The organism is Chromohalobacter sp. HP20-39 (assembly GCF_033052815.1).
Taxonomy (GTDB): Bacteria; Pseudomonadota; Gammaproteobacteria; order Pseudomonadales; family Halomonadaceae; genus Chromohalobacter.
This window is the reverse complement of sequence record NZ_JAWHTP010000794.1, coordinates 1-262: the sequence shown is the minus strand read 5'-3', so window position 1 is coordinate 262 and position 262 is coordinate 1. Positions and strand designations below refer to the sequence as shown.

The following is a 262-nucleotide window of genomic DNA, read 5'->3' as shown; positions in this document are numbered from 1 at the left end:
CGAGCCGGTGGTCCGGGCTCGCGTCCACATTCCATCGCCGAAGCACGTAGCCTGCCAGGGCCGCTCGCGCCTTGATCCGAAGCACCCCGTCGCGCATGCCGTAATCGGCTTCGATGGCCTTCGGGTGCTCAATGCCGGGATGCGGCGCCAGCTCCATCTCGACCATCCTGGCCCACTGCTCGTCGGCCCCCAAGAGCTCACGCTCCTCGGCCTCGCCTTCGATTTCCTGCACTTTGGAGATCCGGGTCAGCACGAAGTCACC

At 66.4% G+C, this 262-nt stretch carries 1 pseudogene; it reads right to left on the bottom strand.

The annotated features are described in order from the left end of the window. Window positions 1-262 (bottom strand): annotated as a pseudogene (locus tag RVY79_RS20140) (WYL domain-containing protein); the annotation flags it as partial.